The 23,837-nt window shown below is 68.3% G+C and carries 17 protein-coding genes; 6 read left to right on the top strand and 11 right to left on the bottom strand.

Annotated elements, in window-relative coordinates:
• The first annotated feature begins 7 nt into the window (after nucleotides 1–7).
• Both dusA and OV207_RS22535 read left to right on the top strand, forming a co-directional pair.
• Nucleotides 8–1,012 (top strand): tRNA dihydrouridine(20/20a) synthase DusA, encoded by a 1,005-nt coding sequence (gene dusA / locus OV207_RS22530; protein WP_193428218.1) that lies wholly within the window; start codon nucleotides 8–10, stop codon nucleotides 1,010–1,012.
• 378 nt (nucleotides 1,013–1,390) lie between these two features.
• On the top strand, nucleotides 1,391–2,686 hold the full coding sequence (locus tag OV207_RS22535; protein ID WP_267557635.1) for a tetratricopeptide repeat protein: 1,296 nt from the start codon (nucleotides 1,391–1,393) through the stop codon (nucleotides 2,684–2,686).
• Nucleotides 2,687–2,909: 223 nt separating this feature from the next.
• On the opposite strand, the gene OV207_RS22540 is transcribed toward OV207_RS22535, so the two are convergent.
• From OV207_RS22540 to OV207_RS22550, 3 genes are all read right to left on the bottom strand, one after another.
• Nucleotides 2,910–3,509 (bottom strand): GNAT family N-acetyltransferase, encoded by a 600-nt coding sequence (locus OV207_RS22540; RefSeq protein ID WP_267557158.1) that lies wholly within the window; start codon nucleotides 3,507–3,509, stop codon nucleotides 2,910–2,912.
• A gap of 332 nt (nucleotides 3,510–3,841) precedes the next feature.
• Nucleotides 3,842–4,162, bottom strand: coding sequence for a hypothetical protein (locus OV207_RS22545; RefSeq protein WP_267557160.1), 321 nt, complete (start codon nucleotides 4,160–4,162; stop codon nucleotides 3,842–3,844).
• Between the two features lie 709 nt (nucleotides 4,163–4,871).
• Nucleotides 4,872–8,081 carry a CHAT domain-containing tetratricopeptide repeat protein gene (locus tag OV207_RS22550; RefSeq protein ID WP_267557162.1) on the bottom strand — a complete coding sequence of 1,070 codons (3,210 nt, stop codon included), beginning with the start codon at nucleotides 8,079–8,081 and terminating at the stop codon, nucleotides 4,872–4,874.
• 270 nt (nucleotides 8,082–8,351) lie between these two features.
• Between OV207_RS22550 and OV207_RS22555 the strand changes: the two genes are divergently transcribed.
• Nucleotides 8,352–9,350, top strand: coding sequence for an ADYC domain-containing protein (locus OV207_RS22555; protein WP_267557163.1), 999 nt, complete (start codon nucleotides 8,352–8,354; stop codon nucleotides 9,348–9,350).
• Nucleotides 9,351–9,363: 13 nt separating this feature from the next.
• Here OV207_RS22555 and OV207_RS22560 read toward each other — a convergent pair whose 3' ends face one another.
• Nucleotides 9,364–10,278 carry a sigma-70 family RNA polymerase sigma factor gene (locus tag OV207_RS22560; RefSeq protein WP_267557164.1) on the bottom strand — a complete coding sequence of 305 codons (915 nt, stop codon included), beginning with the start codon at nucleotides 10,276–10,278 and terminating at the stop codon, nucleotides 9,364–9,366.
• A gap of 65 nt (nucleotides 10,279–10,343) precedes the next feature.
• On the opposite strand from OV207_RS22560, the gene OV207_RS22565 reads away from it, so the two are divergent.
• Entirely contained in the window at nucleotides 10,344–14,309 is a 3,966-nt protein-coding gene (locus OV207_RS22565; RefSeq protein ID WP_267557165.1) for a bifunctional serine/threonine-protein kinase/formylglycine-generating enzyme family protein, read from the top strand.
• 93 nt (nucleotides 14,310–14,402) lie between these two features.
• Here OV207_RS22565 and OV207_RS22570 read toward each other — a convergent pair whose 3' ends face one another.
• From OV207_RS22570 to OV207_RS22580, 3 genes are read right to left on the bottom strand one after another with little or no spacing between them, the layout of a single operon-like run.
• The gene (locus tag OV207_RS22570; RefSeq protein ID WP_267557166.1) at nucleotides 14,403–14,864 is read right to left on the bottom strand and encodes a hypothetical protein; all 462 of its coding nucleotides are present in this window, start codon (nucleotides 14,862–14,864) and stop codon (nucleotides 14,403–14,405) included.
• A 30-nt stretch (nucleotides 14,865–14,894) separates the two neighbouring features.
• A complete protein-coding gene (locus OV207_RS22575; protein WP_267557167.1) occupies nucleotides 14,895–15,851 on the bottom strand; it encodes an alpha/beta fold hydrolase in 957 nt (318 codons plus the stop codon).
• A 48-nt stretch (nucleotides 15,852–15,899) separates the two neighbouring features.
• On the bottom strand, nucleotides 15,900–16,451 hold the full coding sequence (locus tag OV207_RS22580) for a glutathione peroxidase (protein ID WP_193428210.1): 552 nt from the start codon (nucleotides 16,449–16,451) through the stop codon (nucleotides 15,900–15,902).
• 147 nt (nucleotides 16,452–16,598) lie between these two features.
• On the opposite strand from OV207_RS22580, the gene OV207_RS22585 reads away from it, so the two are divergent.
• Nucleotides 16,599–17,498 carry a transporter gene (locus tag OV207_RS22585; RefSeq protein ID WP_267557168.1) on the top strand — a complete coding sequence of 300 codons (900 nt, stop codon included), beginning with the start codon at nucleotides 16,599–16,601 and terminating at the stop codon, nucleotides 17,496–17,498.
• Nucleotides 17,499–17,668: 170 nt separating this feature from the next.
• On the opposite strand, the gene OV207_RS22590 is transcribed toward OV207_RS22585, so the two are convergent.
• Nucleotides 17,669–19,222 (bottom strand): hypothetical protein, encoded by a 1,554-nt coding sequence (locus OV207_RS22590; RefSeq protein ID WP_267557169.1) that lies wholly within the window; start codon nucleotides 19,220–19,222, stop codon nucleotides 17,669–17,671.
• Between the two features lie 133 nt (nucleotides 19,223–19,355).
• A complete protein-coding gene (locus tag OV207_RS22595; protein WP_267557170.1) occupies nucleotides 19,356–19,748 on the bottom strand; it encodes a hypothetical protein in 393 nt (130 codons plus the stop codon).
• Nucleotides 19,749–20,027: 279 nt separating this feature from the next.
• Between OV207_RS22595 and OV207_RS22600 the strand changes: the two genes are divergently transcribed.
• Nucleotides 20,028–21,317 (top strand): hypothetical protein, encoded by a 1,290-nt coding sequence (locus OV207_RS22600; RefSeq protein WP_267557171.1) that lies wholly within the window; start codon nucleotides 20,028–20,030, stop codon nucleotides 21,315–21,317.
• 28 nt (nucleotides 21,318–21,345) lie between these two features.
• On the opposite strand, the gene OV207_RS22605 is transcribed toward OV207_RS22600, so the two are convergent.
• Nucleotides 21,346–22,431 (bottom strand): hypothetical protein, encoded by a 1,086-nt coding sequence (locus tag OV207_RS22605; RefSeq protein ID WP_267557172.1) that lies wholly within the window; start codon nucleotides 22,429–22,431, stop codon nucleotides 21,346–21,348.
• Nucleotides 22,432–22,452: 21 nt separating this feature from the next.
• Nucleotides 22,453–23,763 carry a GAF domain-containing sensor histidine kinase gene (locus tag OV207_RS22610; RefSeq protein ID WP_267557173.1) on the bottom strand — a complete coding sequence of 437 codons (1,311 nt, stop codon included), beginning with the start codon at nucleotides 23,761–23,763 and terminating at the stop codon, nucleotides 22,453–22,455.
• Between the last annotated feature and the right edge of the window lie 74 nt (nucleotides 23,764–23,837).

Genomic DNA, 23,837 nt, shown 5'->3' on the forward strand with positions numbered 1-23,837 from the left:
AGGGGGGATGACTGCCCTGGCCTATCCCATGCCGCTGTGTGTCGCGCCGATGATGGACTGGACGGACCGGCACTGCCGGTACTTCTTCCGTCAAATCACGCGCCACACCCTGCTCTACACGGAGATGGTGACCACGGGCGCGGTGCTGCACGGCAAGCGCGACCGCTTGCTGGGCTTCACGCCCGCCGAGCACCCCGTCGCCCTCCAACTGGGTGGCTCGGAGCCGGAGGAGCTGGCGGCCTCCGCGCGCATCGGCGAGGAGTGGGGCTACGACGAGATCAACCTCAACGTGGGCTGCCCCAGTGACCGCGTGCAGTCCGGCCGCTTCGGCGCGTGCCTGATGGCGGAGCCGGACCTGGTGGCCCGCGGCGTGGCGGCCATGCGGGAGGCGGTGCGCATCCCGGTGACGGTGAAGTCGCGCATCGCCATCGACGAGCTGGAGGAGTGGCCGACGCTGGAGGACTTCGTGCGGCGCGTGTCCCAGGCGGGGTGCACGCGCTTCATCGTGCACGCGCGCAAGGCGTGGCTGAAGGGGCTGAGCCCCAAGGAGAACCGGGACGTGCCGCCGCTGCGGTACGACCTGGTGTACCGGCTCAAGCAGGAGTTCCCCCACCTGGACATCAGCCTCAACGGCGGCGTGAAGACGCTGGACGCGGCGGCGGAACACCTGCCCCGCGTGGACGGCGTGATGATGGGGCGGGCTCCGTACGAATCGCCCTACGTGCTGGCGGAGGCGGACCGGCGCTTCTTTGGCGGCACGCAGGCGCCCCCCACGCGGCACGAGGTGGTGGACGCGATGCTGCCGTACATCGAAGCGCAGCGGAGCCAGGGCGCGCCGCTGGGCGCCATCACCCGGCACATGCTGGGCCTCTTCCAGGGCCTGCCGGGCGCGCGCGCGTGGCGGCGTCACCTGAGCGAGAACGCCCACCAGGACGGCGCGGGCCCGGAGGTGGTGCTCGCCGCCGCCGCGAAGGTGCCGCGCGAAGCGGCGCTCCAGCAGGCCGTGGCCTGACGTCCGACAGTTGGTGTGAGTCTTTGTCAGGGAGCACCCTGAACGGCCCGAGCCCGTACCGGGCGACGAAGCTCCGCGCGCGCTCCCGCGCCATGCGCCGATAGACCGGAAGCCCCATCATGCAGCCCTCGGTGCAGTGGCTTCGCACCGTCGTCCATCTGCCGCACGCGGCATGGCAACGGGAACCTGGCAGGTGCCTTGGAGGACGATGCGGATTTTCTGCATCATTCTCCGCCTCGGTCGTTCATCCAATGGATGAGCGGTTGCCCCTGAAGTCAGTCAGAGGCAGCCCGAGAAACGCCTGGCTGCAAAGGGGGGGCATGGATGTCAGGATTACGACAGGTCGCGGCACCATTGGGTGTGTGGCTGTGCATCGTGATGGGGTTGGTGGGGTCGGCTGCCCGCGGGACGCCGAAGGAGGTGGCGCTCAGCAAACTCCAGAAGGCCTGCACGGCCGGAGCGGCCCGGGCTTGCTCCGACCTGGGCGGGCTCTATGCAGAAGGGCGCCAGGTGCCCAAGGACGAGGCCCGTGCAGCCATGCTGTTTGAGAAGGCATGCACGGGCGGAGAGGCTAGGGGTTGCTTCAGTCTTGGCGTGTTCCATGAGAGGGGCATTGGAGTGCCCAGGGACGAGGCTCGTGCCGCCACGCTGTATGAGAAGGCCTGCATGGGCGGAGGCGCCCCGGGCTGTTTCAACCTCGGCGGGCTCCATGTGTCGGGCCTGGGAGTGCCCAAGGACGAGGCCCGCGCCGCCACGCTGTTTGAGCAGGCCTGCACGGGAGGAATGCTCCAGGGTTGCTTCAACCTTGGCTCGCGCTACGAGAGTGGCCGGGGAGTGGCCAGGGACGAGGCCCGCGCCGCCACGCTGTATGAGAAGGCCTGCACGGGTGGCGCGGTCAGGGGGTGCGTCGGCCTCGGCGTGCTCTCCGAGGATGGGCGAGGTGTGGCCAGGGACGCGCGCCGCGCCGCCACGCTGTATGAGAAGGCCTGTACGGGCGGGGAGGCCCAGGGTTGCTTCAATCTTGGCAGGCTCTACGTGAGGGGCCTTGGCGTGAATCAGGACGGGCCCCGCGCCGCCACGCTGCAGGAGAAGGCCTGCACGGGCGGTGAGCCTCTAGGTTGCTACAGTCTTGGCATGCACTACGCGACTGGCGTCGGAGTACCCAAGGACGAGGCCCGCGCCGCCACGCTGTATGAGAAGGCCTGCACGGGCGGCGCGGTCAGGGGGTGCGTCGGCCTCGGCGTGCTCTCCGAGGATGGGCGAGGTGTGGCCAGGGACGCGCGCCGCGCCGCCACGCTGTATGAGAAGGCCTGTACGGGCGGGGATGCCCCGGGTTGCTTCGGCCTTGGCAGGCTCTACACGATAGGCCTTGGCGTGACCCAGAATGAGCCCCGCGCCGCCGTGCTGTATGAAAAGGCCTGCACGGGCGGAGCTGCCCCGGGTTGCTCCAATCTCGGTGTGCTCTATGAGAATGGCGCCGGAGTGCCCAAGGACGTGCGCCGCGCCGCCGTGCTGTATGAGAAGGCCTGTGAGGGCGGAATGGCCCACGGTTGCTACAACCTGGGCCTCCACTACGCGAATGGCGTCGGAGTGCCCAGGAACAAGGCCCGCGCTGCCCTGCTGCTCCAGAAAGCCTGCGAGGGCGGCGTGTCGGAGGCCTGCACCCAGCGATAGCCGTGGCCCGCGTGGCCTCCAGCCTCCTGCTTGAGTTTCCAATGGCTGCTCGCCGCTCCAGGACGCCACACGGGCTCGCCATCGATGAGGCGGCCCTGAGCTGGGATACACACCGCTGCGTGCGCTTCTTGCCGGCAACCCGGAGTCGCCGGAGCGGTAGGTGCAAACCGGGCGGCCCGCTGAATTGCATGGGGTATGGGTTACGCCGGGCCTTCATCCATCGTCAGCGGGTACGCGTGAGCTGTTCCAGGTGCTTGAGGACGGCGTCCAACATGCCCCGTGAGTCCACGAGGAACAGCTGTGCCTCCGCCGGATCTTCAGGTTCAAACTTGAACCTGCAGCCCTCGACCGCCGGCATCCCGATCCGCTGGTAGAACCGCATCACGGACGGGTCGCTGGTGAGCGTGAAGGGCGACAACTGGTTGTTCTCGCAGAATTCAAACATATGGAGGACCAGCAGCGTGAAGGCGCCGCTGCCCCTGAACTCGGAGCGCAGGACGGCTCGGCTCGCCTCGATCAGATTGGGTGCGTCCAGGAAGGACAGGTCCCAATGGGGTTGGTACCCGTGGATCTCGAATTGGCCCTGGTGCCTCCCGCAGATTCTGGCGCCCCCAATCAGCCTGTCCTCGTGGAAGACGCCGAAGCAGATGGCGATGCCATCCCGGTCGTCACGCAATTCATGACCCGATATCCGGATTCCGGATGGATTGGCTGGATTGAGCTTCCAGCCTGCTTCATGGATGTAGGCGTCGAAGAGCAGCCTTCGGTAATGGCCAAGCTCTTCTGGATTTTTAAGGATCCTGACCTCAAAGGAACTCGTCATGATGCCCTGTCACGGCCTGATCCGCTGACCGCGCTGTGAGAGCAGGACTGCGATGCAGGGGAGAGTGAGATGGAGTGAAGGTGTCTGGGGCTCCTTCATCAGAGGAGAGCCGGCAAGGCGGAAAATGATGCACAGGCGGCTGTTCAGCGAGCCGCCTGCGGATTCCCCTCGTCATTTTTCCCCGAGCCAGCTCTGTCCATTCGGGGGCACTCCGTGGGGTTGAGGGGAGCGGCTTCGGCTCTGCCCCGCTTGGGGAAACCGGGGGCCAGGGCGGGTGGGTTGCTCAACCCCGCCAGCCCGTGCTTGCGCCGATGTCGGCTGCTTTCCCTGGCTTACTTACATTTATCGCAGGGACTGCAAACGCAGCTGGCGGTGTTGCCGGTGGGAGTGCAGAGGCAGCATTTGCAGGTGACCTGCGCCATCGCGGACCTGTCCTGGCCGGAGTCGACCTGGCTTACGGTCTCGGACTGCTGGCCGTCGGTCACGAAGTCGACCTGGCTCACGGTCTCGGACTGCTGGCCGTCGGTCACGGTGATGGTGCCGTCGGCGTTCTGGCCGAGCTTGGCATTCTGGTACTCCGTTTGGGGCGCTCCACCGCAACCAACGAGGCCAAGACCCGTGAAGAGGACAACGGCTTTGATGTTGCGAATCATGATATTCATCCTGCCTGTCTTGAGAATGAGCTTCGGGTGGGTGAACGTGTCGGGCCAGACGCGGCTCCGCTTGAGTCAAGCGTGGGGTCTGGACCTCTTGGCTGACTTGATTCTCAACACCACGCGGCCTGGGGGCCCTCGAATAGGGGGCCAGGCTCGCACCTTCCGTGGATAATCCCAGATGTTCCAGAATCGCACGCCGCCCTCCCTCTTCCTCGACGTGGCTGCTTTCCCCTCGCGGGCTCGGGGTACGGCAGGAACACGCGTGTGGCCCCTGGTGTTTTGACCCTGAAGGGAGCTGCGTTTTGCGACATGCATTGGCAGGGCTCCCTCCTCCCTTGAGCCAGGGACCCGAAAAACCATGCAAAGAATTTTAGGTCGAATGAGGCTGCCGCTGGATGGGCTCGCTACGGGTGCTGCGCCGCCTGGGTGGCTAGGAAGGATGGGAGGCTCCCCGCGGCAGCGAGGCCGAGCGAAGAGGAGGCGCCTGCGGCAGCACCTTCTCCACCTGGGGCGAGGACATGACGGGGCGTCCGACACTGCTCGGCGGAGGTGCCTTCGGGTCGCGATGCCGAGCCTGAGCCCTACCGGACTTCCCTGAAGCAGGTCAGGCACGCGGACGGCAATCCCCGGCGGACAATGCCGGGCGGGACGAGCCTGGGGGCACGTCCGGCTCGCGCCTCGCCGTCAACCCTTCAAGGCCCCACCTTCAGCGAGCCGCCGTGGGCTTCGTGTCCGGAAGGGATGGAGCGCCTGGCGCCAGCGCACGCAGGGGCGCGTCGCTGCCCACCGTGATGAAGGGGGCCCAGTAGTGGGGATGGGGATACGTCCGCCGGAAGGAGCGCATCGCCTCGCGCAGCGCCGTGGCCCGGCCCTGCCCCGCGAGCAGGTTGCGGTAGTAGGCCTCCATGAGGGGGTGGGTTGCCCCGTCGTTCACCTTCCACAGACTCATCACCACCGTCTCCGCTCCGGCTACGAGGAAGGCACGGCGCAGCCCATACACGCCCTGGCCGAGTCTGACGTCGCCTCTGCCGGTGTCACAGGCGGAGAGGACCACCAACTGGGTCCCCCAGAGGTTGAGGCCCGCCAGCTCCAGGGCCGTCACCAAGGCGCTGTCAATTGGCGGCCCGGTGGGGCTGGAGGACGTCGGCGCGCTCGCCCCCGCCAGCAGCAGGCCGGAGCGCAGCAGGGGATCCGGTGGGCGCGAGCCGGGAGGTTCCTCTCCCAGGGCGCCGAAGTGGACGACGCCGCGGGAGCCCTTGGGCACCGGAGCGTCTTCCAGGAAGAAGCCGTGGGTGGCCAGGTGGAGGATGCCGGGGGTGGGCAACTGGAGCAGACGTTGCTTGGTGGCCTCGGGGCCCAGGAAGAGCTGGGCCTGGGGCAGCAGGTGCTGAATGGCTTCGGCCTCGTGGCGGGTGCCGGGGAGGGGAGCCGTGGCCCAGGCCCGGTGCACTGAGTCCTCGCGCAGCGAGGAGCGGAAGCGCTCGACCGAGGTAGATCGCTGGGTCTCCACCTGCGTCGGGTCCGTGGCAGGACCGGGGGGCTGGGGCGGGGCGTTGAAGTCCGGGTCGGCGAGGACGACCACGGAGGATGCGGGGACTGTCTCCTGGGGGCGAGCCAGCAGGTCCTTGCCGGAGGAGACGTAGGTGAAGTCGAAGGCATCCACCAGGAACTGGTGGCCGTCGTGGAGGGCCGCGAAGGGCACGAGGGCCAACTGGCCATCGGGAGCGAGGAAGACGCGGCGGGTCTTGCCCAACAGGGGCAGCAGGGGGTGGAAGGCGAGCCGATAGAGCGCCTGGGATTGGGCCTGGTAGGTGGTGTCCCGGTTGGCCAGGGCGTCTCTCAGATTGGAGGCGGCCGCGTCGATAGGCGCGGCGGGGCCCAGATCGACGGCGCGAATGGTGGCATCCGGACGGAGCACCAGCGCCAGGTAGCGAAGCTGGGCCTTGGAGGGACCGGCTCGGGGCACCAGCGGGCGATCCTCATAGGTGATGAACTCGACCAGGGCCCCGTTCCCGGGCAGGGCCGCAGCAACACGGTCGACGATGTCCACCAGGGAAGGCAACGCGGCCATCGTGCGCAAGGGTGCGGAGCGCTTGGCGAGCTCTGCTTCGAGGGCATCACCCTGTGCGGCAAGCTGCTTGAGCTGTTGCTGGTAGGCCGCCGATGGAAGCGAGCCCGGCCCCTGGAACGAGAGCTGGGCCAACTGGGTGCGCAGGCCGCGCAACCGATCAAAGGTGGCGTGCTCCTGTGCTCCCAGGCTGCGGTAGACAGCCCGGGAGATGTCGGCCGTCTCCTCCACGGAGCGGCCCTTGAGGAGCAGGGTCGCGCCCAGGGACAGCTTCTTCACGCGAGCATTGTCGGGATTCGCGCGCAGCAGCGCATGGAGGCGATCCTCATCGCGGCGCAGATACTGGAGGAAGTTGGCCAGACGCGCTTCGGAGAAGTCGAGCGCCTCGTCGCGCAGGCGCTGCTCGGACATGGCGAAGGCGCGCGTGAACAGTGCAACGGCTTCTCCAAGGCGCTGCTGGACCAGCCTGACCTGCGCCAGGTGATTGAGAAACTGGGCGAGATTGGGATGGCCCTTGCCGAGAGCCTTCTCCTCGATGGCGAGCGCGCGTTGGTGGAGCAGTGCGGCCCGGCCGTACAATCCCTGGTTCGCGTAGAGGTTGGCGAGGTTGTCGAGCGAGGTGGCGGTCTCAGGATGATTCTTGCCGAGCCTTGCTTCCCGGATGCCGAGTGCGCGCTGGTAGAGCGGCGCGGCTCGGTCGTAAGACTCCTGTCCCGCGTAGAGGTTGGCGAGGCTGTCGAGCGAGATGGCGACGTCGGGATGGTTCTTGCCCAAGGTCGCTTCCCGAACGGTGAGTGCGCGCTCCGCGAACAGCTCGGCCTGGTCGTATGACCCCTGCTCCTTGTAGAGGTTGGAGAGGTTGCTGACCAGGGTGGCGACGCTGGGATGACTCGTGCCGAAGACGGCTTCCGCGATGGCGAGCGCACGCAGATAGAGCGGTTCGGCCCGGCCGTACAGGCCCTGTGCCCAGTAGAGGTTGGCGAGGTTGTTCAGCACACTGGCGATATCGAAAGGGTTCGTGCCGAGGGCCGCTTCCTGGATGGCCAGCGCGCGCTGGTAGAGCGGTTCGGCCTGGCCGTACAACCCCTGCTCTTCGTAGAGGCCGGCGAGGACGTTGAGCGAGCTGGCGACCAAGGGATGGTTCTCACCCAGGGTCGTTTCCTGGATGGCAAGCGCGCGCTGAATCAGCGGCTCGGCTTGGCTGTACAGGCCCTGCCTTCCGTGGAGGATGGCCAGGTTGTGGAGCGATTGGGCGACGTCGAGATGGTTCTTGCCGAGGGCCGCTTCACGAATGGCCAGTGCGCGCTGATAGAGCGGCTCGGCCCGGTCATACAACCCCTGCTCCTTGTAGAGGATGGCGAGACTGTTGATTGCTTGGGCGACGTCGGGATGGTTCTCGTCCAGGGTCGCTTCCCGGATGGCGAGCGCGCGACGAATCATCGGCTCGGCCCGGCCATACAACCCCTGCTCCTTGTAAAGGAGGGCGAGGTTGTGGAGCGATTGGGCGACGTCGGGATGGCTCTTGCCAAGCGTCTCCTCCCGGAGGGTGAGCCCGCGTTGAATCAGCGGCTCGGCCTGGACATATTCCCCCTGACGCCGGTAGATCCTTCCGAGCAGGTTCAGACAGGTGGCGACCTCCGGGTGCGAGCTCCCGAGCACCGCCTCCCGCAGCGCGAGCGCCTGTTCGCCCTTCACGATGGCCTCGGCGTATTTGCCTGCCTTGTCGAGCGCTGTCGCTTCTTCAAAAGCCTTCTGTGCCTGTTGCAGTCGCGCATCCGGTGGCGGCTCGCCACCCGCCGCTCCCGCCACACAGCAAAGCACCACGACCATCCACCTGAGCATGCGCATCCGTTCCCCCCTTGAACGCAGACACGGCGAGTGAGCCCCAGTTCCCCGTCAATGTCACGCGGAGGTCGCCAGGATGGGGGGGGACGGGGCAGCCGGCGGATTCCGTGCATGACTCTTCAAGTCCCTGGCTCTCCACCATCGTGGTCCATCTGTCGTGCCCATGAACGTGCCGGAGAAAATGCGATGGAGAAGTTCCTGTGGGTCTGTCTGTTCCTTCTGCTTCCCTCCCTGGCGCACGCGGGTGCTTCGGCCTCCGCGAAGCCTTCTCCCATGAATTCCGCGGGCCTGGTTTCGGATGCCGAGCGCTACGCGCGCCGCTGCCAGCCGCAGTCCGGCAGCCGCATCGCCAGGCCCCAGGGGACGATGCTGTGGGGCACCAAGCGGGACTGGAACACGGAGAAGGTGGCGGAGGAGCGCAGCAGCGTGCTCGTCTCGGCGGACCTCGCACCCCTGCGTCGGGCGGAGGCGGGGGTGACGGCCCTGCGGCTTGATGGCGGGCACCTGGTCGCCTCCCCCGCTCCGGAGGCTGGGAATGCCATGCCTGGCGTCGTCGGCACCGTGCTGCAAGGGACGGACAGCGACGGCAAGCCCGTGGAGGTGGCCCTCTGCGCCGCCGAACCCTCCCCCGAGGATCCCGGGACGGTCTTCTACCGCATCGAGGCGTGGAACGCGGTGGCCCAGGAGTGGGAGAACCCCTGCGTCGCCGTGGGCCGCGTGACCCACCCCCGGGCCCTCGCGGTGGGCGGTGTCTGGGATGCCAGCGGAGCCCATCAGGGCACCCCGGGCAAGCTCACCTTCGCCTGTGAGAACGGCGCCATCACCAAGTGCATCCAATGGGGCTACAAGCCCTGGGAGCGCCGCGACGGGAAGCCGCTGGCGGAGCTCCACCAGGCCTGCACCCGCATGGCGCGCGCGGACTACTGTGGCAATGGCAAGAGCCACACGCGCCAGGACACCACCATCGACCTTTATGACCGGTTCGGCCTCGTCGAACGGGGGGAGTGGGATCCGGCGAAGGCCTCATTCGAGGCGGCGTGGGCGCCCGACGGCGCCACCTGCCTGGCGCGCACCCGGGACGGCCGCGCGCTGGCGACCCTCCTCCAGGAATGCCCCAACCGCTTCCAGACAGACGCGGCGGGCACTCCCAGCGAGGGGGAAGGGGAGCACTGCACGGTGCGGCGCATGAACGTGAGTCCCAGCGCCACGGTGCTACGGAACCTGACGTTCGCGGCCCCGAAGGGCGCTGCCTCCGCGGCCAAGGGTCCGTAGCGCTCCCCCCGGGTCAACCCTTCTCCTCCAATATCTGGCTGATGTTCATGTCCAGCTGACTGTCGATGAACGCCAGGAAGCTCTTGAAGCCCAGGGTGGAGAGGCCCAGCCGCTCCTGCAAGCGTTGCCGGGTCTCCTCGTAGACCCGCTGCCGTGCACTCTTCAACCAGCGGGAGACGGTGGATTGATTGACGCGAAAGAGCGAGGCCAGTTCGTACGTGGAGAGTTGATCCGCGAAGTGGAGGCGCAGCAGGTGGCGCTCGTCGGCGGAGAGCGTGGAGGCGGCTTCATGCACGGCCTGTCGGAATTCGGCGTGGTGCCGCCGCTTCATGACATCCAGCTCCGGATCGATTCCCTGCCCTGGCAGCATCTTGAGGACCTCTTCCGCGCTGTCCTCGGACGCGGGCTTCTCCGCGGCCCGCAGCTTGTTGGCGATGCGCCCGGCGGTGACGAGCACCCAGCTCAGCAGCGCGCCGCGCCCCGTGTACTCACCAATCCTGGGAGCACTCTCCGGGGTGGCCACCAGCAACTTCACGCGTGTTATTTGACACACGTCGTCAATCATCGCGTCGGGTTGTCTGAGACCCCGCAGCTTGCCTGGCAGCTTCGCGAGGTAGCTCTTCTCGAAGGCCTCGTGGGCGGAGGCCAGGCCCTGAAGACATCCACACGTGAGGTAGAGTTCCGCCAGGGACAGCTTCGTGAGAAGCGGCGCGATGGGGCTGTCTGGACTCACCTTGGGCAATCGCTCGGCGACGTGGATCACGAATTGACCGAGGGAGAGCTTGACGGTGGGCCACTGCGCGCAAGCATCCTCCCACGCGCGGATCAAGAGCGAATCGAGCGCCGCGGCCTCCTCATCCGTGAGGGGGGCGAAGCGCACCGGGGTGTGTTTGAGAAACGTCGCGACGCACTGGGACACCTGTTTCATTGGATGCCCCATCCTACGCACTTTGTCTTCCCCTTCAACGCATGCCATTGAATGGTCCCCCCTCCATGGCTCCCCTGAACACTTCCCGGTCCATGGATCCGCCGCCCGCTGGCTGTCTGACGGATGAGGTCCTGGTGGAGCTCCTCGAGGCGCGTTTGCCGGACGAGGAGCTGACCCGGGTCCATGGGCACGCCGCCAGCTGCGACGACTGCCGGACCCTCCTGGCCACCCTCACCCCCGGCATCCTGTCCTCGGGGAGAGCGCCCTCGGAGCTCCGCGAGCCGGCCGACACCTCGCGGGAGCCAGGGCTCTCCTGGATGCCACCCGACGCCTTCGACGAGTTCCGCCTCGAAGCGCCCCTCGGGCGCGGCGGGATGGGCGTGGTCTTCCTGGCGCACGACATGTCGCTGGATCGGCGCGTGGCGGTGAAGTTCATTGCCTCCCGTCAGCCCGACGCCCGGGTCCGCGAGCACTTCACGACCGAGGCGCGGGCGCTCGCGCGCCTGCAGCACGCCAACATCGTCAACGTGTTCAGCGTGGGGGAGGTGGACGGCCACCCGTACATCGTCTCCGAGTATGTCGTGGGCCAGAGCCTCGCGGAGCTGCCCCTGCCGGTGCCATGGCGCCGGGTCCTCTCCCTGGGGGTCGGACTGGCCCGGGGGCTCGCGGCGGCGCACCGCCAGGGCGTCCTCCATCGCGACCTCAAGCCCTCCAATGCCCTGGTCACCCGGGACGGGGAGGTGAAGCTGCTCGACTTCGGGCTGGCCGAGCGCTTCGAGGTGGGGACGGCCCTGGCGTCCAGCGCGCAGTCCCTCGTCGGGACACTGCCCTATCTGGCGCCGGAGCTGCTCGCCGGAGCTCCGGCGACGCCTCGGAGCGACCTCTTTGCCCTGGGCCTCGTCCTCCATGAGTTGTGCACGGGCGAGGTGCCCCGGCGCGCGGCCCGAGGGCTGGAGGCGGCTCCTCCTCGCGCCGGGCTCGGGCCGGACGTCGACCCGGACTTCGCCACGCTCATCACGCGGTGCCTCGCGGCCAATCCCCTGGACCGGTTCGCTTCGGTGGAGGCCCTCTGCGAGGCCCTGGAGCGGCTGGAGCGCATCAGCGCGCCCGCGCCGCTCTCCTCCGGCAACCCCTACCGGGGCCTCGCACCCTTCGAGGCCGAGCACCGCTCGCTCTTCTTCGGGCGCGAGGCGGACATCCGCGCCGTGCTCGAGCGCCTGCGCACCCAGCCCCTGGTCCTCGTCGCCGGAGACTCCGGGGCCGGCAAGTCCTCGCTGTGTCGCGCTGGCGTGCTGCCACGGGTGGCCGCGGGCGCCCTGGACGCGGGGCGTGAGCAGATCACGGTCACGCTGTGGCCCGGTCACCGCCCGCTCGAGGCGCTGGCCGCCGCGCTCGCGCCCGTGCTCGGCCGGAAGGAGGCGGAGCTTGTCACCGCGCTCGCGCGGACGCCGGCCTGGCTGGGGCCGGCGCTGCGCGAGGCGCACTCACGCGGGCGGGGCCTGCTGCTCTTCATGGATCAGTTGGAAGAGCTCCTCACCCTCTCCGATCCGGTCCAGGCGGCGCACGTGGCCCGCCTCCTCGGGGAGCTTGCCCTTCCGTCATCGGGGGTGCGCGTGCTGCTGGCGGTGCGTGGCGACTTCCTGACCCGCCTGTGCGCGCTGCCCGGCCTGGGAGAAGAGGCCGAGCGGGCGCTCTACATCCTTCGCCCCCTGTCGCTGGAAGGGGTTCGCGAGGCCATCGTCGGTCCCGCGCGCAGCCGGGGCGTGGCCTTCGAATCCGGTGAACTCCTCCAGGCGCTCGTCGCCTCCACGGCGCCCGGCGTGGGCAGCCTGCCGCTGCTCCAGTTCGCGCTCGCCGAGCTGTGGGAGCGGCGCAATCCGGAGCAGGGCCGCATCACCCGGGAGGCGCTCGACGCGATGGGTGGGGTGGCAGGGGCCCTGTCCCGCCATGCGGACGGGGTGCTCGGGCGGCTGGGGCGCGCCGAGTACGCGTCGGCGCGGCGACTCCTGCTCCAGTTGGTGACGGCGGAGGGGACGCGCAGCGAGCGTGGCGAGGAGGAACTCGTCGAGGCCTCGGACGGGACCTCCCACGCCGCCCTTCGCGCGCTCGTCGAGGGCCGCCTGCTGCACACGCGCACCCTGGGAGGTCAGCCGCGCTGGGAGATCGCCCACGAATCACTCATCGCGAGCTGGGGCACGCTGCGCGACTGGCTGGATGACGACATCGGGCAGCGCGCGCTGCGCAAGCGGGTGGAGGCGGCCAGCGCGGAGTGGGAGCGCCTCATGCACGTCAGCGACGCCCTCTGGGGACAGCGGCAGTTGGAGGAGGCGCGGCTGCTGGAGCCCTCCACCCTGGGCGCGCGCGAGCGTTCCTTTCTCCTGGCTTCCCGCCGCGCCGTGACCCGCGAGCGCTGGAGGCGCCGGCTCGCGGGGGGCGTCGTCGCGCTCGCCATCCTCGCCTCGGGCGGTCATCGGCTGCTGGCGTACCTCGTGGACGCGCGGTTGAGCGCCGAGGAACTTGGCACGGCGCGGGAATCGCTCGCCGGGGGCCGAGCCCTTGCCCAGGAGGCCCGCCTGCGCCGTGAGGAGGCCCTGGCGCTGTTCGACAACCGGGCGCCACCCTCCATGGACCTCAAGGCCTCGCCGGACTCCGGAGGCCTCAGGAAGGCCGCCGAGCGGCAATGGACCGAGGTGCTCACCCTGCGCGACCAGTCCGAGGCGGCCTACGCCCGCGCCACCCAGGCCCTGGACAGGACCCTCGAGCGGCATCGCGGCCATGGGGAAGCGCGCCAGCTCATCGCGGAGGTCACCTACGAACGCATCCTCCTCGCCGAGGACTTCCATCAGCGTCGTGAGCGTGACGCGTGGGTGCGACGCCTGGAGCAGGAGGCGGACACCTCGAAGGAGGGAGCGCAGTGGCTGCGACGGCTCCAGGCCCCGGCTGAAGTCGAAATGGAGACCACCCCTCCAGGGGCTCGGGTCGAACTCGAACGCTACGTCGAGGACGAGGAGGGGACGCTCCGCCGCGAGCCCGTTCCAGGAGTCGCCCCCCTGGGCCCGACCCCCATCGCCCGGCTCCAGCTTCCCGAGGGCTCCTATGTGCTTCGCTTCACGCGGCCGGATTCCGTGCCGGTGGAGTTGCCGCTGCTGCTCACGCACGGGGCCCGCGAGAAGGTCCGCCTCGCGCTCCCCTCCGCGTTGCCTGAAGGTCATGCCTACGTCCCGCCGGGCTGTTTCCTCCTGGGCCGCGCCGGGCCGGAGGAGGTGCGGAAGTTCTCGTTCAGTCCGCCGATGCATCGGCGCTGTTTCAACGAGGGATATCTGATTGGCAGGAGGGAGGTGACGTTCGGGGATTGGATGGTCTACCTCGACGACCTGCCTCCGGAGGCGCCCGCGAGGCGGCTCCTCGAACAACCCCGCTTCGGCGACGGTGGGGCGGTCACGCTGCGGCGGCATCCTGACGGTGGCTGGCTTTTCACCTTCTATCGTTCGAGCGAGACGTTCCGCACGGCGAGGGTGGGCGAGGATTTTGTCTATCCGGGGCGGCACCGCAGACGCACTGGTGATTGGAGAGGGTTTCCCCTGTCCGGCGTCTCCGCCCAGGACCTGGAGGGCTACTTCGACTGGCTCCACCGCACGCAGCGGCTGCCGGGAGCGCGCCTGTGCAGCCAGCACGAGTGGGAGTACGCGGCCCGAGGCGCGGATGGGCGGCAATACCCCCATGGCGACCAGTTGCAGCCCGATGACGCCAACATCGATGAAACCTACGACCGGCTGCCCACGGCCTTCGGACCCGACGTGGTCGGCTCCCACCCCGCATCGGTGAGCCCTTTCGGCCTGGAGGACATGGCTGGCAATGCCTACGAACTCACGCGGTCCGCGACACCGGAATTCGGGAGCGTCGTCCTGCGGGGAGGCTCCTGGTATTACGACTCCTTCGTAGCGTCGAGCGCGGACCTCTCACCCGGAGACCCCACGGCGCGCGACGCCAGGATCGGCGTGCGCGTCTGTGCTTCGTTCTCTCCTGAGTGATGGCCCTGCTCCGGTGCGGAGCAGGGCGTGGTGCTCAGTCCCGCTGCTGCCTCTGGAAGGGGGTGGGAATCCTCCGGGAGGCCTTCGGCCAGGTCAGTCACGCAGCACGGACAGGATCTCCTGGGCGGGTCGTACTTCATCCGGAGACGTGGCCGCCGTGAGACAGCGCTCCACGTCCGCCTCCAGTCCGGCGATCTTCTCCCTGACCAGCTCCTTCAGCGGACGAAGTCCCCCAGCGGTCTCCACGAGATCGAAGCCCTGCTCCGGCTCGTATGAAGCAAGGAGATCGATGAGGATCTCCAGCGTCTCGATACGGGCGTGGGTGCCCCCCTCTCGCAGGAGTTCCCCCAGGAAGGGAATGACCGCCAGGACCACGGGGAAGTAGGTCCCGGCGTGGGCGTTCCCGAGCGAGTAACGGACGCGGATGCCAGCCTCGTTACCTGTCTCGCGGGTTGAGGCCGCGAGCGCGCACAGCGCCCGGGGCACCGCGCCCCGGGGGTTATCTGACGGTTGGATCTCCTGGTCCCAGAGGACGTCTCCGAGCCCCTTCAACATGGCATTCAGCCTTCCTTCGTGGGCCCGCGTTCAGGCGGGCAGGGCTTTCAGGAAGGCCAGCAGCGCGGCGTTCACTTCCTCGGCGCGCTCCTGCTGGATCCAATGGCCCGCGCCCGGGATGACGAGCGGCTCCTGGAGGTTGGGCACCAGCGCCTTCATGGGGTCGATGGGGGCGAATGCACGCCCGGGGTCCTTCTCTCCAATGATGAAGAGCGCGGGCTGCTCAATCTTCACCGTGGCCAGCTCCGGCAGCTCCGCCCAGTCGCGATCCATGTTGCGGTAGCGGTTGAGGCCACTCCGGAAGCCGCTGCCCTCGAGCTCCTTCGCGAAGTACGCGATGTCCTCTTCCGTGAGCCAGGAGGGCAGCGTCTCGGGAGCGGCCACCCCGGTGAGGAACCCGTCGCCCGGCTTCCGGGCCTGCACCAGCGGTGACTGGGGATCAAAGCTGGGAACGCCAGCGAGGATCAGGCGCACCGACTTCGGGATGTCCGCTTCGAACTCCGCCTCGGCGACCCCGGGCTCCTGGAAGTACAGGATGTAGAACCACTTCTCGCCGAAGACATGCTTGAAGAGCTGGGTCGGCGGCAGCGGCGTGCGGCCCATGTGCGGGACGCTCATGCCGACGACCGCGCGAAAGCGGTCAGGGTGGAGCGCGGCGCAGGTCCACGCCATCGCCGCGCCCCAGTCATGGCCGACCACCACCGCCGTCTTCTCCCCCAGGGCGTCGAGCAGGCCCACGAAGTCCCCCAGCAGGTGCTTCATGCTGTAGGCCTCGATCTCCTGGGGCTTGTCGCTCTGCCCGTAGCCGCGCACGTCGGGCGCGACGGCGTGGTAGCCCGCGTCCGCCAGCGCTGAGAGCTGGTGGCGCCACGAGTACCAGGACTCCGGCCACCCATGGAGCAGCAGGACGAGGGGGCCTTGTCCCGCCTCCGCGAGGTGCAGGTGGATGCCGTGGGTCTTGACCGTGCGGTGCGTGATCTCAGCCATGGTGTTCACTCCCTTCGTGGAGTCTGGGGTGCGTCTGCGCGCCTGGCGTCAGGCCTGCTTCGCCAGCGCCGCGTCAATGGCCTGGACGATCCGCGGATCGTCCGGCGTCACGTCCGGGGCGAAGCGGGCCGCGACGCGACCCTCCCGGTCGATGAGGAACTTCTCGAAGTTCCACTGCACCTCCGGCTTCGGATTGGCTTCGAGGCCGTAGCCCTTGAGCTTCGCGCGCATGGGGCCTTCCCCCGTGGCATCCGGCAGGGCGTTCGTGAGCGCGTGGTAGAGCGGGTGCTTCTTCTCGCCCACCACCGTGACCTTGGAGAACAGCGGGAACTTCACGGCGTAGGTCAGGCTGCAGAACTCCTGGATCTCCGCCTCGCTGCCCGGCTCCTGGCCCAGGAAGTCGTTGGCGGGGAAGCCGAGCACCTCCAGGCCCTGCGCGTGCTTCTGCTCGTAGAGCTTCTCCAGCCCCTCGTACTGCGGGGTCAGCCCGCACTTGGAGGCGACGTTCACCACCAGCAGGACCTTGCCCTTGTACTGGCCCAGGGTCTTCGCGGTGCCGTCAATGGCGGTGAGGGGGATGTCGTAGAGGCCGTGGCTCATGGGGTGCTCACCTGTGGGAGAAGAAGGCGGCGGAGCCTAACGCCCGAGGACCGCGGATGCCCATGGAGAAGGGGAGCGACAGTGCATCTGTGCACTCCGAGCGGACCTTGTTCGGGGGCACGGTGACGTCGACTAGGGTCCCACCGCATGCACACCCGCCTGCGTCTCGTCTTCCTCGCCGCCGTGCTCTGCGCGTCCAGCGCGTGGGCCCGGCCCTACCGCGCCATGGTGACGCGCACCGCGTCCACCACCAAGAGCGGCAACCTGGAGCTGGGCCTGCGCTACCAGGGCTTCTTCGCGCTCGACCTGGACGAGTCGCAGCCCTACCAGCAGATCTCACCGAGCCTGCGCTTCGGCATCGTCGACAACCTGGAGGCCAACCTCTACGTGGAGCTGCTCGCGCTGGGGCTGCCCGGAGAAGACGACTTCAAGGTCGCCTTCGGTGACATCCCGCTCGGGTTGCAGTGGACGTTCCTGGAGTCCAGCACGGCGGCGCTGGCGGCCTATGGGCGTGTGACGCTGCCCACGGGACCGAGCGACGAGGACGGCATCCTCCCGAGCCTGTCCGATGGCACCTGGGACTGGGAGGGCACCCTCGTCGGTGAGCTGCGCGCGAACAAGGACCTGCGCTTCATGTTCAACGGCAGCTACCTCCACCAGGGCACGCGCGACCGCGACACCCTGCCCGACTTCGACGTCCCGGACGCGTTCCAGCTCGCGGTGGCGGCGACCTACAACCTGGACAAGTTCACGATGCTGGGACTGGAGGTGGTGGGCCGCCTGTACTTCGAGGACGTCATCACCCCCGTCTGGCGGGACAACGCCGCCCAGGTGGAGATCCTCCCCATGGTGCGCCATGAGGCGTTCCCCGGCCTGGTGCTGGAGGCCGTCGCGGGCGTGGCCGTCACCGAGGACCTGCGGGAGATCTACCAGTTCCGCGTCCTGCTCGGCGCCACCTACGAGTTCGACCTCGCCTCGGGGCCGAAGCTGCCGAAGAGCAAGTCGGACCTGCGCCCGCCCAAGCCCACGCCCCGTCGCCGCCGCTGAGGGAGCGCGGGTCGCCGCCACCACGCCGCGGACGACCCGCTTGCCCGTCACCCAGGTCTCGCTCGATGCGGGCTTCGGGGACCTGTCCCCCTTCACGACGAGCTTCACGCACGCGTTCGGTGCATCGCCTCTCGTGCGTGGGGAGTCAGCCTCAAACGACGACGGGAGGGTCAGGGTTTACAGGCGGTGCGCAATCCCAGGCCCGTGACCAGGTACGCGCGGGCCCCGCTGTCCCAGAACTTCTTCATCACGTGCTCGGCCTGGGGCATCACCTTCGTGGTGCCGCAGACTTCCGCGTTGATGGTGGCCTTGTGGACCGTGAAGTCGTCGGCCTCCAGGAAGTCGAGGGAAGGGGACGAGGCCGACATGTGGCATGTGCGGCAGTACTGCTTCACGACGCCGTTGTAGAGGCCCACGTCCTTCTTGCCGTTGCCCGTCCAGCCCACGGGCACGTACGTGTCTTTGGCGACGGCCGTGGGGTTGGCCACCTGCAGGGGCGCGTACATGCCCTGGATGAAGTCGTCGACGCCCTTCGCGGGCTCCGTGCGCTTCACCAGGTTGTTCAGCTGGCGCAGCGCGCTCGCCTGGGCCGCGGACGTGAAGCCCGTGGCGGAGGAGTACCGGAAGCTGAAGACGTCGAAGGGCAGGAAGCTCGCGCCCGACACGGTGTGGGTGCTCGCGTCGTAGGTCGCGTTCACGCCGTGGCAGCTCAGGCAGTTGTTGGGGACGGTCTTGTGGCGGCCCGTGTTGTCCAGGACGGCCTCGGGGGTGCGGGCGCCCAGGGCGTCGTAGACGATGAACTGCACGCTGTTGGGGTTGTTCGCGGGCGGCTGGTACACCATGGCCACCGTGGCGAAGGAGTTCGTGCGCGCCACGGCGTCCTGGAGCGCCACGTTGGAATCGCCGCCGAAGACGACCTTCCCGTTGTCGCGCGCGGCGTAGTTCTTCACGTAGCAGGCGGCGCCGGTCTCTCCGGAGGGCGTGGTGAAGTAGCGACAGTGCATCTCCCGGCCGAGGCCAAGGTCCCCGTCGTTGTAGTAGGTGGCCGTGAGGTCGGGCGCGCCAAAGCCATACTTCGTGAGGAAGGCATTGAGGGTCGCGGGGGCCTGGATCTTCGCGTAGTACAGGTTCGTCTCCGCGATGCTGCCATCCCCCTTGCGGCCCAGGAAGTCCGGAGGGGTGGCGGAGTCCACGGGGTTGAGGAGGGTGGACACCACGGCGGCCTGGGTCCTTCCCATGCCCTCGCACGCGGCCCCCACGTCCGACCAGGCCTCGCCCGCGTGCTCACCCAGACAGGCGGAGAACGTCACGTCATCGAAGGTCGTGAGGACCTTGGCGCCATCCGTGTCCAGGGCCAGGGCCCGCACCCGCATCACGCCGCCCGTGGGCCAGCGCGGCGCGGTGGCGGGGTTGGTGGTCACCGGCGTGCCGTTGACGCTCCAGGCGTAGAGCGGATCCGGGCTGTTGTAATGGGAAGCCGTGCTGCTGGTGACGGCGTTGGCGAAGACGACCCAGTTGGCTTCCAGGAAAGGGTCGGCGGAAGCGTCCTTGAGGACCTGCAACTGGACGGGGGTGGAGGGCCGGTTGTGGTAACCCTGGAAGACGAACGTCTTGCCCTGGACCGGGTCGTCGGTGGTGGTGCCGTTGAGCGGGCCGGTCATGCACCCGGGGGCCAGCAACACGAGTCCGGTGAGCGCGAGGCGGCGGAGGTAGCGAAGTCGCATGGGGGCTCTTTCTGGGCAGACGGCCCGCCACGGGCCCATCTCCCCACGCCCAACGAAGCCCGCCCCTTGAACCCCTCACCGCTTTCTTCGCGGCGGGCCCTGGCCCGCGGCCCGCCATGCCCGGAGGCCCCGGCTACTTCCAGGAGCACCCCTTGATCTTCGTGCAGTACGCCTCGTTGGTGGCCGTCTCGCACTTGATGGGGAGGCCGCCGCACATGTTGGTCGCGAACATGTAGTAGCAGCCGGGCTGGCTGCTGCAGAAGGTGCGCGAGTAGACGCCGCAGAAGGTGGCCTTGCCCGAACAGCGGCTGGAACCCTTCGCGGTGGAGCCCCCCTTCGCGTCGCCTGTCTCCGGAAGGGCGGCCGCGCCGCCGTCCTCGCCCGAGGCGCCGGCGTCCGCCTTCGCGGTGGAGGCCTCCGCCTGCGCCTGCTTCGCCTTGCCCTCCGCGTGTGCGGGAGTCCCCAGGAGGACCGTCGCCACCGTGAGCGCCATGAAGAGACCGACACGCTGTCCGTGATGCACCATGTTCCTGACCTTTCGTGTGGGGCCGGCCGCTCCCACCGCCATCCTTCGGCGCGGCACTCTACGGCCGACCGGAATCTTTCCGCGACCCATCCCGACAGCGTGCAGCGTATCCACGCAATGGTCCTCTCCCCTCGCCAGGAGGCCCGACTGGATGCGCCCCGAGGCTCCATGCGTCCCCTCCGACCGTTGCTCAACGTCCTCCTCCTGGGAATGCTCGCCGGCTGCGGAGAAGACGTCCTCCCGACGCCTCCGCCACGGGAGCCGCCCTTGAGTCAGCAGATGGACCCCGTGCTGAAGAGGAGGCTCGAATCGGCCAGGGCCGCCATCGAGGCCGACGGATGCTTCCGGGAGGAGCCCGACGTCTCCTCCTGCGCTTGGGGGGATTTCGCCTTCGACCCCGAACAGTTCGCGATGGGCCAGGACACCGGTGAGGCCATCCTCATCGTGGATGACTTTCCCGCGCTGCCTCCCCGGGCCATCCGCTACAAGAATCGCATCCAGGGGTATTTCCGCGTGGACCCCCAGGGCGTGGTGGGGCCGGTGTCCTTCTCCTGGCGGGCGCCGGTCACGTTCTTCCAGACCCTCGGCTCCTTCGCGACGCCCGACTTCCATCCGGCCGAGCAGCTTCGCGAGCTGCGTGAGCCGCTCGCTTCGACCTACGGGTTCCATGAGGCCGGCAACGCGGGCCATGGCAGCTTCGTGCTCTCACTGCTCGTCGAAGCGAACCCCCACCATCCCCTGGTGCTGCTCGACACGTTGAGCTTCCGCTCCTTCGCGCTGGAGGAACTCTGTGATGCCTCTGGAACACCGGAGGCCCTCCACCGCCTCCGCGCCAAGGCCGAAGGCGTCGCGGCCCAGCTTCGCGGGCTGATGGGGGCGCAGCGCGTGCGCTTCGTCAACCTGAGCTCCGGGGTGACGCTCGAATCGATGCGCGAGGAGTGGACGGCGGCCTGCGGGCCCACGCGCCCGGATGACACGGTGCTGCGGGAGAAACTGGGGGCCTACGCTCCCATCTACGACGCGCTGTTCAACACGCCAGGGGTCTTCGCCGCCCAGGCCGCCATCAACGCGGCGAACCGCCAGGACAACCCCTTCGACCTCCCCTCGGAGGCCTTTCCCAACCGGCTGCGCGTGGGGTTCTTCACCGCGCTCGACTCCGGACTGGGGCCCGACGGCCGCGGCCCCTCCTCACGGATTGAAGGCTGGCCGGGGCGGTCCAACGTCGACCTCTACGTGAACACCGGGGTGCTGCCCTCCCGGCCCTTTGCCCACAACAGCACCCCCCTGCTGCAGGTGGACGGCTTCGGCGTCGACATCCACCCCATCACCTTCACCACCACGTCCTGGGTCGCGCCGCTGGCGCTCTCGCGCTTCATCCACGCCCGGTCCACGCACTTCGCTGACACGGAGATGTCGGATGCGCTCATCCAGGAGGTCGTGAGCAGGCTGATGCCCCGGGGCTGCGACGACCTGCCGGAGCAGCGCTGCATCTACCAGGACCCGCTGTTGCATGGGCAGACGGAGGCCGTGCGGCTCAACTACCGGCCCCGAGAGTACGTGGAGCCCTGACGCGGCCTCCACCCCCTGGCCGCCTGGCTCATTCCTCCGCGGGGGCCAGGCGCCACTGCTGGTTGTTGCGCGAGGGGTCCCGGTTCGGATCGTAGTTCGGATCATTCGACGGGACGTATTCTCCCCGGTCGTTCATCCAGTACTGCCGGGCGCCGGTCTCCACCTGGTGGCGCTTGCCGTTGGACGGGTTCCTGACCGTCTCTTCGTCCTTGATGTAGTTCATGAACCGGTTGTGGTTCCGGTCCGAGGCCGCGTCGCGGTCGGCCTGGTTGGACGCGATCATGTTGTTGATGGCGTCGTTCTTCTCATGGAAGGCCCGCTGCTGTGCCTCGAAGGCCGACTTGTTGGCCCGCATGCGCTCGTTATGCGCGGCCCAGCTCTGGCGCTCCTTGTTCATCTCGTTCTGGTTGTAGGCCTGGACGTACTGGGGGTTGTAGCGGGTGTTGGACAGGGCATGGAGGACGACCTGCTTGCTCTGCTCGTAGCGCTCCTTGGGGGCGTCCAGCGCGTGGCAGTAGTAGTTCCAGCTGACCATGTTGCCCAGGTCGTTCGCGCTCAGGTGGATGACAATCATGTAGGGATTGCCCTTCTTGTCCATCCACTCGGTCACGCGTGACAGGAAGAGCTGTCGCACGGGGCCGACCTTGTACAGCAGGTCCGAGAAGCCCTTGTCCGACGCGGCGATCTCCGGGGCGTCGTACTGCTTCACCAGCTTCGCGCCATCCTTCTGGGCGACGGGCACCAGGTCCTGCTGGATGACGTCCTCGATGGAGGTGAAGACCCGCATCGGGTTGCCGGTCCTCGCCGACAACTGCTGCATCATCGGGTCATTGGAATACATGAACGTCTTGAGCGGGAACATGTAGACGTTGACGTTGCCCGGGCCGCTCATGGCGGCCTTGCCGTTGTTCAAGACCCAGTTGTCTGGCAGGGGCAGGGTCGCCATCTCCAGGAACTTGTCGTCGAACATCTTGTGGGCGACGACCTTCCCGTTGGGAGGCACCTGGGTCATGGCCTGGGCCGCTCCGCTGGAGGCCGTCCGGGGCTTCTCCTTCTCGTCGCACGCCGGGGTCGAGGCGAGCAGGGTCAGGAGCAGCAGTCTGGGGATTTTCATGGTGGGTCCGTTCAAACCGCTTCAGCTCAGGAAGCCCGTGGGCTTCTCCTCTTTACCGTGTTCCGGCCGGGCCCGGGCCGGGAACAGCTCCGGCGAAGTCGCCTGGAGGGGAAGGGTGATGGTGAAGCAGGTCCCGGCCTCGGCCGAGCTCGTCACGGTCACCTTCCCCCCGTGGGCTTCCGCGAAGCCTCTCACCAGGGGGAGCCCCAGCCCCCAGCCCTTCTGCGCGCTCTCCGTCGCGGAGCGGGAGCGGTGGAAGGGCTCGAAGATGTTCAGCAATTCGTCCCCGGCGATGGGGTTGCCCTGGTTGATGACCTGGAGCGTCGCGTGCTCGCCGCTCCGGCCGAGCACGACCTCAATCGGGGTGCCCGGCGCGCCGTACTTCGCCGCGTTGGAGGCCAGGTTCTCGATGATGCGACGCAGGCCAATGGGATCCGCCACGAGGTTGAGCGGGCCTCCCGCCTTCAGGACGAAGCGCTCCGGATAGACGGCTGAGAGCTCCTCCAGCGCCTGGACCGCGATGGCGTGGAAGTCGCACTCGCTCACCTTCAGCGACACCCGCCTGCCGGCCTGGACCTGGCTGGCGTCCAGCAGGTCCTGGATCATTCGCTCCGCGCGGTCCAGGCTCTGCGTCACGCGCGCCACCGCCGCCTGGACCCCCGGAAGCTCCCCATGGCGCCTTGCGAGCAGTTGCACGCCCAGCTTCGACGCCGTCAGGGGCGTGCGCAGGTCATGCGTCAGCGCCGCGACGAAGGTGTCCCGCAGGTTCTGCTCGGTCTTCAGCTTCGTGATCTGATTGCGGAGGTTGATCTCCGTCATGATGGAGGCGGTCATCTCCCGCATCACCGTGAGCTCGTGCTGGGTCCATTCGCGCACCTTCGGCTCGATGCAGCAGAAGGTCCCCAGCACGTGCCCCTCCGGGTTGATCAACGGCAGCACGATGATGGCGACGATCCCCCAGGGCCCCGTGGACGGGTGGAACTTCAGGAAGGGGTCGGCGGGCGCATTCGAGGAGATGATGGACTCCCCCTCCAGCGTGTACCGGCACAGCGACGCGTCGATGGGCAGCTCCCGGGTCTCCCGGAAGGGCGACGGCAGGCCGAAGTCCGCCTTGAAGAACTGTTTCTCGGCGTCCACCAGCGAGATGATCGTCAAGGGGACCTTGAGGATCTCCGCCGCCAGCCGGGCGAGGCGGTCAAAGGCCTCTTCCCGGGGCGTGTCCATCAGCCCCGTGTCCCGGATGGCCTGCAGGCGGTTCGGGTCGGTGAGGCGCCGGTTGCACCGCTGCGTCCGCCCGAGTGAGGACTCGTCCAATTCGCCTAGGAACTTCATGGGGAGGTTTTATCCCGGCGTGCCGGAGGTCGGACGCTCCCGCCGCCCCCCGGCGCAGTTGCTTCGTTGCATTT

Source organism: Corallococcus sp. BB11-1, from assembly GCF_026626625.1.
Lineage (GTDB): Bacteria > Myxococcota > Myxococcia > Myxococcales > Myxococcaceae > Corallococcus > Corallococcus soli.

Excerpts from the sequence above, each read along its gene's own strand:
- OV207_RS22590 (WP_267557169.1), bottom strand. The coding sequence starts at position 19,222 with ATGCGACTTCGCTACCTCCGCCGCCTCGCGCTCACCGGACTCGTGTTG.
- OV207_RS22555 (WP_267557163.1), top strand. The coding sequence starts at position 8,352 with ATGAATTCCGCGGGCCTGGTTTCGGATGCCGAGCGCTACGCGCGCCGC.
- dusA (WP_193428218.1), top strand. The coding sequence starts at position 8 with ATGACTGCCCTGGCCTATCCCATGCCGCTGTGTGTCGCGCCGATGATG.
- OV207_RS22540 (WP_267557158.1), bottom strand. The coding sequence starts at position 3,509 with ATGACGAGTTCCTTTGAGGTCAGGATCCTTAAAAATCCAGAAGAGCTT.
- OV207_RS22605 (WP_267557172.1), bottom strand. The coding sequence starts at position 22,431 with ATGAAAATCCCCAGACTGCTGCTCCTGACCCTGCTCGCCTCGACCCCG.
- OV207_RS22580 (WP_193428210.1), bottom strand. The coding sequence starts at position 16,451 with ATGAGCCACGGCCTCTACGACATCCCCCTCACCGCCATTGACGGCACC.
- OV207_RS22570 (WP_267557166.1), bottom strand. The coding sequence starts at position 14,864 with ATGTTGAAGGGGCTCGGAGACGTCCTCTGGGACCAGGAGATCCAACCG.
- OV207_RS22545 (WP_267557160.1), bottom strand. The coding sequence starts at position 4,162 with ATGATTCGCAACATCAAAGCCGTTGTCCTCTTCACGGGTCTTGGCCTC.
- OV207_RS22585 (WP_267557168.1), top strand. The coding sequence starts at position 16,599 with ATGCACACCCGCCTGCGTCTCGTCTTCCTCGCCGCCGTGCTCTGCGCG.
- OV207_RS22610 (WP_267557173.1), bottom strand. The coding sequence starts at position 23,763 with ATGAAGTTCCTAGGCGAATTGGACGAGTCCTCACTCGGGCGGACGCAG.
- OV207_RS22565 (WP_267557165.1), top strand. The coding sequence starts at position 10,344 with ATGGCTCCCCTGAACACTTCCCGGTCCATGGATCCGCCGCCCGCTGGC.
- OV207_RS22535 (WP_267557635.1), top strand. The coding sequence starts at position 1,391 with ATGGGGTTGGTGGGGTCGGCTGCCCGCGGGACGCCGAAGGAGGTGGCG.
- OV207_RS22550 (WP_267557162.1), bottom strand. The coding sequence starts at position 8,081 with ATGCGCATGCTCAGGTGGATGGTCGTGGTGCTTTGCTGTGTGGCGGGA.
- OV207_RS22595 (WP_267557170.1), bottom strand. The coding sequence starts at position 19,748 with ATGGTGCATCACGGACAGCGTGTCGGTCTCTTCATGGCGCTCACGGTG.
- OV207_RS22600 (WP_267557171.1), top strand. The coding sequence starts at position 20,028 with ATGGACCCCGTGCTGAAGAGGAGGCTCGAATCGGCCAGGGCCGCCATC.
- OV207_RS22575 (WP_267557167.1), bottom strand. The coding sequence starts at position 15,851 with ATGGCTGAGATCACGCACCGCACGGTCAAGACCCACGGCATCCACCTG.
- OV207_RS22560 (WP_267557164.1), bottom strand. The coding sequence starts at position 10,278 with ATGAAACAGGTGTCCCAGTGCGTCGCGACGTTTCTCAAACACACCCCG.